The sequence below is a fragment of the Ulvibacterium sp. genome (assembly GCF_965228935.1).
GTDB lineage: Bacteria > Bacteroidota > Bacteroidia > Flavobacteriales > Flavobacteriaceae > Ulvibacterium.
This window is the reverse complement of record NZ_OZ245846.1, coordinates 1984694-1997839: the sequence shown is the minus strand read 5'-3', so window position 1 is coordinate 1997839 and position 13146 is coordinate 1984694. Positions and strand designations below refer to the sequence as shown.

Here is a 13146-nt window from a genome sequence, read left to right as displayed (position 1 = left end):
CTTGCAGTTTAAGGCCTATATTAAGATAAACATGCTTTTTTCGAAAGTGTTACAGAAATTTGAATATTATTTACAAGAAAGAATTACGGTTCCCTAAAATGGCCGGATAAAGGAACGGAGGTGGAATGAAAGACGCAATACCGAAAAAGGTTCGTTTTTCGAAACAGGATTTTTGCTCAATATTTGGGGCCAATAAAAAGCCTCCATTTAATGGAGGTTTTTTATTAAGTATCTTAAATATCAATGACTAGCCAACCAATCCCTTAAGGGTCTCCATACCAGTTCCGAGGCATCGTCGGCCATAAAAAGGTCTGCATGGCCATAATCCAATATTCGAGGCCCGTTGGGTAATTTGGTGACAATCTCAACACTCACATCGGAGCTACCTGCGAGCGTAGTGGAGAAAACACCGTCCTGACCATAACCCCCAGCGGCGCCGAGGTATAAAATGGGAATATTTATCCGCTTCAAATCCGCTACGATACTTTCCCGATTTTCCGGGCAAAAAATTGAGAAGCCTTCCGCAGTGATATAAGTGGGCATGTATGGGGCTAAGGATATCAACAGGTTAAACCATCGCTCTTCTTCAGTGTATGCTAATCCAGTGGGTATTTGTCCGTCAAACTGACCTCCCAGAAAATGCCAATCCGGGCCATTGGGTTGAGGTCCTCCTGCTGCTGCCAAAGCAAATTGATAATTGCTCAAACCAGGTGCAAATGGTGAATCTCCTTCGGGGTTATCAAGAGCAGCTTGACCCACGGTGACAAAACCGACACCATTGGCATTTTGATACTCTCCATTTGCATGTGCCGCTTCGGACGTTTTCGATAAGGAGCAAGATCCCGCAGCAAATGGGCTATCGTTTTGCTCATGAACCATTACAAAGTCCGTTGGGATCATACCTTTTATATCCCTCAAAATCCGATGCTGTCGTGTTTCCTTTATTGCTGCATCATACGTTAATGCCGCACCGTAACTAAAACCTAATAAGTTCATTCGTCCAAACCCTTGTCGTGTCAATCCTCGGATCAATCTGGCAATGGCCATAGACTTTAATACATGTCTCGTATCCTTTGAATTTCCCCAACTCTGGAAGAAAGAAAAATCCTCGGTTTCTAGAGGCACCAAAGTCCAGCCCAGGTCAATACCCCAGACATCGATATTGTTTGAAGCCAGATAAAAGGGAGAGGAATTGTAGGCATCTGGATTTTCTATTCCCGGGCGCAGAAAAATATCATCAAAATCCTGTGATGAACCATGTATCATAAATACGTTCCCTTCGGTTCTAATGGGTCTATACTTTCGGGATTCCCTTACTACTCTATGGATACGCACCACATCATAAGGTCCCTTGCCCATACGTACCATAATCCGATAATGGGCGATATCCGCGGAAAGAGAGGATCTTGTAATTTCTAAAATTCGGCAACTTCTATTGCTTTTATTGGTTTTTTCACCTTTACTCGCGTTTGAAGGGACGCTTGAGGTTGTTTTGTTACTGATTACAATCTGTTCGCCATCAAAACCGACTAAGGTATAAAAAGAACCTTTTGAATTTTTTGGATTTTGTGTTTTTTGGGTATCGTTATCTTCAAAAAATATCAAATCACCTTCGGCAGCCTGTTGCAATGCCTCATTTAAATCCTCTTGGTTTTCTGTTAAGATAAGGGATTCAAAAGAGAGGTCTTCAATGAAGCTTACCCATTCACCATCTTGGGTTTCAGAATCGATAGTAATGTAATCTTGATCATCATTATCATTACATCCAATTGTCATGATTGGGGCCACTACGGCCAAAAACAGGGGCGCAAATTTCCAGGAAAACAATTCTTTAGTTTTCATAATTACCTGATTTTAGGGTCAATATGACCCGATTAGAAAATAGAGAAAGATTGGCCAATCAATTAGCGAACGCTTGTAACAAAGGTCTGGAAAAGTCCGCGAAACCAGTTTTAATTATGTAGTGATTCATTCAAATTTTGGTTTCGACTATGTTGAATTTTTTAGATTATGTTGCAGAAGGCTCCAATGGAGGAAGATCTAGTTCTTTTAAAAACTGTTTGAACCTGGGTTCCTTTCTGAAATCCTCTGGGCCGTTCCAAACCCTGAGCCAGGGAGCGAAAACATCCAAAGGTTTTTTGGATAACCATTTAAAGGCCTCGTCAAAATCACCGAGATGGGCATATATAAGAGTTAGGCCAAAAGCTTCCCTAGAGCTAACTGCGCCCTTCCGCAATTCAGAAGCAATTTCTAGGGCTTTATCTTTATTTCCAATTTTCGCATAAGCGACTCCCAAGTCATATAAAGCTGCAGGATTAATTTCAATAGACTTTTTTATCGCGCTAATTCCCTCCTGGGGCATTCCCTTTTCAATGTAGATGTCACCCAGAGTTCTCCAAGCAGGTGCGTATTCCTTATCAATTTCAAGGGCTTCCTTTACTTCTTCCATTGCTTTTTTGTGATTCCCCATCCAAAGATGGAGTAGGCCCATATCTGAAGTTATCAATGGCGCCAATGGATCTAGTTGTTTGGCCAATTGATGTTCCTTAACGGCTTCCTCCCATTTCCCCAAAAGAATGAGATACCATGAGTAATGGTAATGATTATACGGAAGGTTTGGATTCAATTTTTCCGCAATTGCGAATGACTGTTCCGCAGCTTTCCAATCCCGTTCGTAATAGAGTTGAATCATTGCAAGTGCAGAATGGGCTTTGGCAGATCTGGGATCCAAGTCCAATGCTTTCAAAGCGGCTGCTTTTCCTCTTCTCCAAGGGGCGTTCATAGGGTCGGGGCCATGGCCCAAAAGGGCGTATCCCTCGGCCAAACCGGCATAAGCGAGCGGATCCGCCGGGTCTATCTCGACCGCCTGGTGCAAATAATCCAATCCCTTTTGGAAATCCTCCGCATTGGATTTCGTGAGGTAATACATTCCCCTTAGGTACGCTTTATAGGTTTCTGGGTTTGTCTTTTGCTGTAACTGAAATCGTTCCTTCTTCTCCTCGCCAAGAGTAACTTCTATTGAGTTGGCAATATCTTGTATCGCCGTATTTTGTACCGATAGAATATCATTTACACTGTTATGGTAATCCTTGGCCCAAATGTGTTTTTCTTCAGGGAAAACATCGATCAATTGCAGTTGCATTCGTATACTGTCCCCCTTATATATCAATGAGCCTTCAACCAAATGATCTGCTCCAAGTTGCTTTGCAATATCCCGGATTGGCAATTCCTTGTCTTTGAACTGAAGTGTGGAAATCCTGGAAATTACCCGTAAGCCCTTTATAGTCCCAAGTTCCCCGATCAATGCATCGTGTATACCGGCAGTCAAAAATTCTTTACTGGTATCCTCCGATAAATGATCCAAGGGAAGAACCGCTATGGATGCCTGCGTAATATTTTCTTCTTTTGATGTAAATGCTTTGATTGTAAAAAAGGCGACTAAAAGAAAGCTTATTGATGCAACGGAAATAATCCATGGGTTTTTAAAAAACGTTTTCCTTTTGTGCGAGTCAATTGATTGTTCTGCTGCACTTGCGACAGAAAATTTGTTCACGGCTTTAAATGTGGTCTGATGTTTTACCTTTCCCGGGGGATAGCCATAGCGTTCATGAAAACAGGTATTGAAGTAAGATGTACTGTTAAAACCGACTCTGAAGGCTATTTCGGAGACTGAGGCAACATCGTTCCGCAACATTTTCATGGCCTCCCCAAGTCGGATTTCCCTGATAAATTGACTCACGGATTGTCCTTTTATCCGTTTCAGTTTTCTATGGAGTTGTGAACGGCTTGCTCCATAGGTTCGAGCGAGCTCTTCAACGTTGAAATTTTCGTTCCCAATATTGGCAAGCACAATTCCCTCGAGCTTTTCTACAAAAACCTCATCTTGACTTTTGTAATCTGAAGAAGCCATTCTAAATAATATTGATGTATAGGGGAATACTTAAAGATAATAAATTTCAATGCCAAAAGACAGATAGCACTATTAGGAGCTTATTTCAAGTTATCTAAAAGGCAATTTCTAAGAGTAGTTATAAAGTCGGCCGTGTCCTTTAAATTGTTCGTTTTACAGGATTATTAAAAAGTGATGACTCAACGTAATTATTTGAGATTGGTTAGATGTTTTAAGCACTCTAGTCCGCGGATAAATTATTCGATAGAAGTCTTCTGCGAGGGTTTTCTTAAATAAGTTCTACCCAGCAATTGTATTTAAACAATGGTGTACATTGTTATTCTTGTTTTAATTGCATTAATATTTTCTTTCCGTTTTCATTTTCTGGATTCAATTCAATCGATCTCTTATACATTTCAATTGCTTCCGCTTTTCGATTTGATTTCAGTAAAGCTTCGCCATAACTATCATATGCATTAAAACTATCCGGAAACAAAATTGTAGTTACTTTGAAAACTTCCAAAGCCTTATCCAATTCTTCATTGCCCAAAAATGAATATCCCAATGCATTCAAATCTTGTTCTGAACGATTGTTCTTCTTAGCTTCGATAGATAGTGCCATGGCATTATCCAAAGCTTTTTGTAACAGCTCATTTTGTTGCTCTTTATCCAATGTTTTTGAGTACGCTTTAATAATTGCATTAATGACCAGTGCCGGATTATCATGAAATATATAATGACCACTTCCTTCGGCGATAAGTTCAACTCGATTTGATTCTGCATTGACAAAATCTTTATGGGCTTTTTTTATTAATGCCCAATACTCGTCAGGATAACCTCTATTAATTGGCGAAATCATATCTATTACAGGAACATTCGACGGGAAATCGATTTTACGCAATACCTTGACCGTTTCTGGATAGTTTTTTACAAGATAATAGATACCCAGTGTTTCAGGACTTTTAGGCGGGGCTTCCTCTTGATCCATTATTTTCAGGACGTCGTCAGTATATACCTCTACCAAATTTGCATCAATACGTACAACGTATTTTACTTTGTCAGGATGACGTGATGCATAAAGCGTTGTATAAAATCCTCCGTAGGAATGGGGAACCAGTATAATTTCATTGTCAAAACCTAGCTTTGATAAACCTATCTCCAATTCTTTAATGCCATTTACTATTCCAAAATCCGATTCGTTTTTTAGATTCGGATTTAACTCACTTTTTCCAAATCCAGACCGGTCATAAGTAATTAATGTTGTACCTGTAACTTTATGAATTTTTTCTAGAATATTGTTCCAAACCGAACCATCATTACCTGCTCCAGCTTCAAAAAGAATTGGAGTTCCCACCCCTCTCATTATAGTAAAGTGCATTTTATAACCTCCAATGTCTACTAGTGTATCCTGGGTTTGAGAGTGCATTGGGATAGATGAAAAAAATAGTATTGAGAATTTTAAAAAGAAATGTCGCATTTGGTCTTTGGATTATAGTTTAAAAACATATAGCATTTTCATAAACAATTGGAATATCATACAAATTCAAAACGGTTTCATCAATCGATATGTTGACCGAAAAACACGCTAGGTATTCTAAGAATTAAATACAATAAATTGAACTTTAGAATTTACACCAATATCGTCTTGCAAACTCGTATAAATTACAAAGCGTTTAATTTACAAAAAAGAAAACGGGCTATTTTGTGGCGAAATAACTAGATTTTGGTACTAGTGGATACGAAGTTTTTGACAGAAGCATAAACCGATTTGGAAACCGGAATTGAAACACCTACATCTTTAAGAGAAATTGTCGCTTTATTGGAGTTCCCTACTAGACCCTCCACCTTATATGGATTCACTACAAAAGATCGATGTACTCTTAGGAGAAAAGCAAAGTCTTTTAGAATTTTCTTTAATGTACCTCGCATTAAATGTTTGGTATGATTACCCTCTTTTAAATAATGTATCTCAATATAATTATCTTGGGATTGTATGTACAAAAGGTGTTTTAATTTTACGCTAAACCCAACTAATCCATTATCTTCTTTAATGCTTAATACATTTTCTTGTTCTGATATATTTTCTTTAGCGATGGGCGGATAGATTTGAATAGGAAACACCGACATTTTTAAAAAATGGAAAATAAAAAGAATAATGGGGTAAAAAGGCAATGCTATTATTAAAATATACTCCAACAGGAAACCTATGGTAACATAACCATCCTTTACAACGATGAGACGGTCATAAAGAAAAATAAGCACAACACTTATTATGGCAAGAAAAACATCAAAAAGAATCAGTTTTGCATAATTGAATTTTATGTTTTTAAACCACTTTAGTAAAATTTCATAACCAATAATATAGACTACCGTACAGATGAAGCCAACACCAATTCTAACAAGCGTTATATGCGGATGATCTATTATGTTTTTTTCGTACGGCCTAAGCCCGATTAAAATTATAGAGACAAAGAAGCCCAAAAAAAATGCCGAATACCAATATTTCTTGCGGTCGCCACTTAAATAAAAACTTCGTTTATGGTTTTGCAAAAGATTGGCCATTGAACGTTTTAAAAGAAATTATCTTTTACAGATATCATATTTTGTTTTTCTCTTTTCATTTAATAGCCCAGAAGCAAAATTGCATCACAACGGCTATCGATATTTGGGACTACAAGAAAGTACACAAATCTAGCGAAAGCCCGAGATACGTATTGCTTATGCAGGTATCCATGAAAAGCAGCAAGTCCAGACTCTTTAAAATAAAACTGGGGTTTAAAGATATGAATACATAAATTACCGTGGAACCGAAGTTAGGGATTGGAATCGAAATTCTTATAAAAAGGCCAATTTATGGGAATCCTTTTTGATAGGACAAGCCTTTTGCAAAGCGTTCTATTCTTGATCTCTTTTAATTGTTACTTTGTTTCACCTTTTATAGGGCAATAAATTGGGCCTATTAAGTATTAATTAAAACTGAATCATCCGGTCATTTTCGGGAAAGAAAAGACAACTTCCAAATCTCTTGACAACTGTAAAATTAGTGGACATTTGATGTAAACATTTTTGACAGTAAATTAAAGGGGTTCTCGGAGCTCCCAGTATAAAAATCTGATAGTAAGACACTTGGCAACTTGGCATAATTTTAGGTTGGGAGATAATATCCTTTGGATGATTGTATTCAATCCCCTATGTTACCAAAAATAGCTCATCTAATGCTCGGACCGCAACCACAAAAATCATGATAAAAAACTATTTTAAAATAGCTTTCAGGGTATTCAAAAAAGAAAAATTATACAGCCTTATTAATGTTTCGGGCCTGGTGTTGGGCTTTGTTTGCTGTCTTATGATTTTCCTTTTTATTAAGGACGAACTGAGCTATGACGATTTTCATCAAGATGGAGATAGGGTTTACCGTGTGGCCGCTGCTTATATGAGACAGAGTGTCTGGGAGCCGTATTCCACAAATTCGTGGCCAACGGCCGAGAAACTGAAGACCAGTTTTGAAGAAATTGAGCAATTGGTTCGAATTATGCGCATGTCGGAAATTGTCGCTCATGGGGATAAAAGATTTGATGAAGGGCGGATTGCCGTAACCGATGAAAATTTTTTCGAAGTCTTTTCTTTTCCACTGACTTCCGGTAACCCCGGCGAGGCATTAAAGGGATCGAATAAAGTAGTCATTTCCGAATCCACGGCTAAAAAGTATTTCGGTCCTAAAGACGCTATGGGGAAAGTTCTTGATATCGGGGATGGAACGTTACAATTACAGGTGAGTGGAATCATGGAAGATATGCCATCAAACTCCCATTTTCACTTTGATTTCCTCATATCAGGTCAAACGGCAAGACAAATAGCACCAGAGGCCATGTTTAACAATGTGGGTTGGGATTCTCAATATGTGTATATTAAAATGGCGGAAGGTTCTAACCCCTCAAGGATGGAATCAATGTTTCCAAATTTTATTGATGACCATTTATCCCCACTTACTTCCGGAAATTTTAAACTGTTTCTACAGCCTTTATTGGATATTCACCTTAGGTCAAAAAATGGGACCGAAATTGAACCCAATGGAAACATTAACCACATTTACATTTTTTCCATTGTTGCCATTTTCATTCTGGTCATTGCAAGTGTAAATTACATGAATTTGACCATAGCCCGTTCCTTGAGACGTAGCAAAGAGGTTGGCATGCGCAAAGTATTGGGCGCCCATAAAATGAACTTAGTTGGTCAGTTTTTGAGCGAATCACTTATTGTGACTCTCATTGCGGCTTTAATCGCTTTCTGCTTGACCCTATTGTTACTCCCAATGTTCAATCAATTTGCAGGAAAAGAAATAACTACGAGTACTTTGTTCAATCCGCCAATATTGATGACCATTGGCGCTTCAACAGTAATTATTGCCCTATTATCCGGGGCTTATCCTTCTTTTGTGCTTTCAGCCTTCAAACCATTAAGCACATTGAAGGGCGATAAGACAAAGGAAGGATTCGGCCCAATCCTCAGAAAAGGGCTTGTTGTTTTACAGTTTGTGATTTCTATTGGCCTAATAGCCTCCACATCCATTGTCTTTAATCAACTCGACTTTCTCAAAAGCAAAGAATTGGGAATTAACAAAGACCTATTGGTGGCGGTACCTCTCAAGACAATGGATCGCTCCCAGTTAGATGCTTTCAGCAATGATCTTTTATCCAATTCTTCTATTGTAAAGACTGGTCTTTCTAACATGAAAATGCCCGGGTGGATAAGTAATAGTACTGTTTATAAAGCACAGGGAGTGGCGGTGGACGAAGAGGCGAGAAAATCAATGAAAATAATTAGAATTGACTATGATTTTTTCAAGACCGTTGAAGCTAAAATTACCGAGGGGCGTGATTTTTCAAAAGAATTTCCATCGGACAGTAATTCATCCATTATCCTTAATGAGTCAGCCATAGACCAATTGGGTTGGAAAAATCCCATCGGAAAATGGGTAGAATTTGACAATCAAAAATTCACCGTGGTGGGAATAGTGAAAGATTTCCATTTTGAGTCACTCCATAGAAAAATCCCTCCGACAATTTTCATTCCATCCTCAACTTATTTAAACTGGGCGTATGTAAAAATTAATGCCCAGAATCTACCTATGACCCTTAAGCATATAAAATCTGTTTATTCAAAATTTGTAACGAATAGGGAATTTTCGTATTCCTTTGTAAATGAAGATGTAGCACGGCAATACCAAACGGAAGAAAAGTTCACGGAGGTACTTACTATTTTTACCATTCTGGCCATAATCCTGGCGTGTCTTGGTACTTTCGGTCTCGTATCTTTCTCTGCGGAACGAAAATCAAAAGAAATCGGAATTAGAAAAGTGCTTGGTGCCTCCATTGGCAATGTCACTTTTAAATTAATAAAGGAGTTTTTCGTTTTGTTATTGGTTGCCAGTTTTATAGCCTGGCCACTCACCTATTTTTTTATGAACGATTGGATAAAGGATTTTACATATAGAACGAGTATTAGACTTGAAGTGTTTGCGATGGCCACAATTTTGGCTTTGCTAGTTACAATGGGTACAACAGGGTTCCGGGCATTGAGGGCGGCATTGGCCAATCCTATGGACTCATTAAGGGAAGAATAGTTACCATATCCCTTTCACCTTGTTTATTTCAAAATAACTAAAATTTAAAACCTCCTTCGAAGTGTTTTCGATATGCAATACTGTATAATATGCGTTCGGAAACACCTGTGCGGTCATCACGTACTGTCCTTTATTGATAAATACCTCAATAGAGGAACGATCCAGTAGTATACGCACTTCAAAGTTGTCCTGTGGTAAATGGACAATGGGCATTTCTTGTACCGTATCCCCAAAACTTTCCTGAAAATCGGTTTCTCCCGATCGGGTACGATCCAAATAGAAAGCACTTTTTTCTGAATCCAGGGTCAATACCAATTGCTCCTTCTTCTCATTTTTAAAGGTGAGTCGAAAATCCTTGGCCGCCGTGGTAAACTGCACCTCGGCCTGGTTAAAATGGTCAAAGGCAAGGCTATCCTTTTCACCGGCCTCTAGCTTTATTGTTTTCTTTATCCCGCCTTCCCTAAGGTTCTCCAGACTATTGACAGGGTAGTTGATCAAGCTATATGTATCCCCTACTTTCCGTAAGGAAAACTTTCTGGGAACGGTCATGGCACTGCGCCATTTTTCCGTGGGCGTATCGCGTGCATAGGCCCAATTGCTCATCCAACCGATAAAGACACGTTCATCGTTAGGTACATTGTTATAGGTGATTCCGGCATAGTTGTCCGTGCCCCAATCGATCCAGCGACTCTCCTTTTGATCGGAAGTAAAGGTCTTTCCATCAAAATCGCCTATAAAGTATTGGGTGCCACTTCCACCATTGGGGGCTCCGGGGTTAATACTGATGAGCAGTACCCACTTCTTCTCATCCGTACCTTCCACCGGTAATTGAAACAAATCCGGGCACTCCCAAACTCCTCCATGGGCTCCTTGATCCTTTCCAAATTCACCGGTCAATGTCCAATCCTTCAAATTTTTGGAGGTATAGAATTTGGCATGATCTCCGGCCACCAGGGTCTTGACCCAACTTTGTGAAGGCTCATACCACATTACCTTAGGGTCTCGAAAGTCCCGGATACCCTCATTTCCCAATACGGGATTTCCTTTGAACTTTGTCCAAGTATCCCCATTATCAAGACTATAGGCGATACCCTGGGTCTGAAAATCATCGCGCCCCGCCTTTTCGCCCTTCATATCATGATAGGTGAAAATAGCCACCAGAGCAGGGTTGTTATCCGAACCAAAACCTGAGGTATTATCTTCGTCTACTACCGCACTACCAGAAAATATAAAACCTAGTTCATCAGGATATAGGGCTATCGGCTTATGTTTCCAATGTACCAAATCTGTACTAACGGCATGCCCCCAGTGCATGGGGCCCCAGACAATGTCATCTGGATAGTATTGATAAAAAAGATGGTAAACCCCTTTGTGAAAGACCAGCCCGTTAGGGTCGTTCATCCACATTTCCTCTGGTGAAAAGTGAAATTGAGGCCGATACGGTTCCATGTAGTAGTCGGTTTTGGCGGTATCCAAAATTGGTTTTTGTTCCTCCACTTTATTTTTACAAGCCTGCAAAGCTATCAAAATAAAGAACAGCCCAATTTTTATTTGCTTCATTTTGTCTAGGATTAGCTGAACAATTCTAGGGAACACCTCTAAAATAGTATCTTTGTCCCTATAATTTTTAAATGGCATGAGATTTCTTTTGGGTATATTCTTGTTTTTGGTGTTTTCCCCAAATACTATGGGCCAAAGTAAGCTAGATCGTACACTCAAAAAGCTCAACACGGAAAGTATTCCCTATATATCCCTGAAAGAAGCGGCCCATACGGACAGTGTTCTATACCTGGATACCCGAAAAAAACAGGAATACGATGTGAGCCATTTGCAAAATGCCATTTGGGTAGGTTATGAGATGTTCGATGCCCGGGACGTACAGGATAAAATTCCGGACAAGAATGCCGAAATCATTGTGTATTGTTCCATCGGCGTACGATCGGAGGATATCGGTGAAAAATTGGTAAAATTGGGGTATCCCAATGTTAAAAACCTATATGGCGGGATTTTTGAATGGAAAAATAAAGGATATCCCGTTTATGACGACCAAGGAAAAGAAACCGAAAAAGTGCATGCCTTTGATGAGCATTGGGGCAAATTATTGAAGGCCGGGGAAAAAGTTTATGATTGATGGTTGAAATATAGGAATTACGGACTTTTTCAGGAAAAACAAGAATAGTATTAAAGACTACCCTTTCAATTTGACAAATTCCAAAAATCTACTCCTCATTTTTACGCGCAATCCCGAACTGGGAAAATGTAAGACCCGATTGGCGGCGACTATCGGTGACCATGCTGCCTTGGAGGTTTATAAGTTTCTCTTACAACATACGGCAAAAATCACCCATGGGCTAAATGTCCATAAAAGAGTGTATTACTCGGAATCCATTTGGAAAGACGATGTCTGGGATGAAACGGTGTATGACAAAAGAGTACAAAAAGGACGTATTCTGGGGGAACGTATGGCCCAGGCTTTTTCCGAAGGATTCAACAACGGTTTTGAGAAAATCATTATCATCGGGAGCGATATGCTCGATCTGTCCCAATCCGACCTCGAGAATGCTTTCACCGCCTTGGATGAAAATGATTTTGTCATTGGCCCGGCGGAGGATGGCGGTTACTATTTGCTGGGAATGCGATATTTTAAGCGCCAATTGTTCCAGGATAAGCAGTGGGGAAAGGATACCGTATTCTCGGATAGTATGGCCGATCTGCAGCCTGAAAAAGTACGTGTTTTGCCCATTAAAAACGATATCGATGTTTATGAGGACGTCAAGGGCATTGATGCCTTTCAACCTTTTTTAAAGCGACTATGAGAGTAACCAAAAAACAACTGGGGGAATCCACCGAATACCTAAAAAGCAAAGGTTTTGATTCCCCCGAAATCGGGATCGTACTGGGTACGGGGCTTGGAAAACTGGTGGATGCCATAACAGATCCCATAGTGGCCCATTATAATAACATTCCATTTTTTCCCTTGGCCACCGTCGAGTTTCATACCGGCAAACTCATTTACGGAAAAATAGAAGGCAAAAAAGTAGTGGTCATGCAGGGGCGCTTCCATTTGTATGAAGGTTACGATTTTTTGGATGTCACCTACCCTATTCGGGTCATGCACCAATTGGGCATCCAAAGACTGTTTATTTCCAATGCTGCGGGAGCCATAAACCTCAACTTTAAAAAAGGGGATATGATGTTGCTGGAGGATCACATCAACCTTCAGGGAGGTTCTCCATTAGCCTTCAAAAATGTATCCGAATTTGGAGATCGATTCGTGGATATGAGCGAACCCTATGATGTGGAAATGCGGCAAAGATTGATAACCATAGCAGAAAGAGAAGGGATCTCACTACAAAAGGGTGTTTATGTATCCGTGGTGGGGCCACAATTGGAAACCAAGGCAGAATACCGTATGCTGCGGATTCTAGGAGCGGATGCCGTTGGAATGAGTACGATTCCTGAAGTAATTGTTGCCAATCATTTACGACTACCCATTGTAGCCGTATCCGTTCTCACCGATGAGTGTGATCCGGACAACTTGCAACCCATTAATATACAGGAGATTATAGAAGTTGCCGGAAAAACTGAACCAAAAATGGTTAAGCTGTTTTCAGAATTGATCAAAGAAATTTGA

Annotated in this window: 9 protein-coding genes; 4 read left to right on the top strand and 5 right to left on the bottom strand. The window is 39.7% G+C overall.

Annotated features, from left to right (window positions below; genetic code table 11):
- Positions 1-240: 240 nt before the first annotated feature.
- From ACO06Y_RS08355 to ACO06Y_RS08340, 4 genes are all read right to left on the bottom strand, one after another.
- Positions 241-1842 carry a hypothetical protein gene (locus ACO06Y_RS08355; protein ID WP_422083386.1) on the bottom strand — a complete coding sequence of 534 codons (1602 nt, stop codon included), beginning with the start codon at positions 1840-1842 and terminating at the stop codon, positions 241-243.
- A gap of 166 nt (positions 1843-2008) precedes the next feature.
- Positions 2009-3910 (bottom strand): helix-turn-helix domain-containing protein, encoded by a 1902-nt coding sequence (locus ACO06Y_RS08350; protein ID WP_422083385.1) that lies wholly within the window; start codon positions 3908-3910, stop codon positions 2009-2011.
- Positions 3911-4226: 316 nt separating this feature from the next.
- Positions 4227-5366: an alpha/beta fold hydrolase gene (locus tag ACO06Y_RS08345; protein ID WP_422083384.1), complete on the bottom strand. Its 1140-nt coding sequence runs from the start codon at positions 5364-5366 to the stop codon at positions 4227-4229.
- 239 nt (positions 5367-5605) lie between these two features.
- Entirely contained in the window at positions 5606-6451 is an 846-nt protein-coding gene (locus ACO06Y_RS08340; protein WP_422083383.1) for a LytR/AlgR family response regulator transcription factor, read from the bottom strand.
- A 679-nt stretch (positions 6452-7130) separates the two neighbouring features.
- On the opposite strand from ACO06Y_RS08340, the gene ACO06Y_RS08335 reads away from it, so the two are divergent.
- Positions 7131-9512, top strand: a complete 2382-nt coding sequence (locus ACO06Y_RS08335; RefSeq protein WP_422083382.1) for an ABC transporter permease — start codon at positions 7131-7133, stop codon at positions 9510-9512.
- On the opposite strand, the gene ACO06Y_RS08330 is transcribed toward ACO06Y_RS08335, so the two are convergent.
- Positions 9513-11072, bottom strand: a complete 1560-nt coding sequence (locus tag ACO06Y_RS08330) for a glycoside hydrolase family 32 protein (RefSeq protein ID WP_422083381.1) — start codon at positions 11070-11072, stop codon at positions 9513-9515.
- A gap of 76 nt (positions 11073-11148) precedes the next feature.
- Between ACO06Y_RS08330 and ACO06Y_RS08325 the strand changes: the two genes are divergently transcribed.
- The 3 genes from ACO06Y_RS08325 (at position 11149) to ACO06Y_RS08315 (ending at position 13146) form a co-directional block, all read left to right on the top strand.
- Positions 11149-11643 carry a rhodanese-like domain-containing protein gene (locus tag ACO06Y_RS08325; RefSeq protein WP_422083380.1) on the top strand — a complete coding sequence of 165 codons (495 nt, stop codon included), beginning with the start codon at positions 11149-11151 and terminating at the stop codon, positions 11641-11643.
- Positions 11644-11713: 70 nt separating this feature from the next.
- Positions 11714-12328 carry a TIGR04282 family arsenosugar biosynthesis glycosyltransferase gene (locus ACO06Y_RS08320; RefSeq protein WP_422083379.1) on the top strand — a complete coding sequence of 205 codons (615 nt, stop codon included), beginning with the start codon at positions 11714-11716 and terminating at the stop codon, positions 12326-12328.
- On the top strand, positions 12325-13146 hold the full coding sequence (locus tag ACO06Y_RS08315) for a purine-nucleoside phosphorylase (RefSeq protein ID WP_422083378.1): 822 nt from the start codon (positions 12325-12327) through the stop codon (positions 13144-13146). Before ACO06Y_RS08320 ends, ACO06Y_RS08315 begins: the two co-directional genes overlap by 4 nt.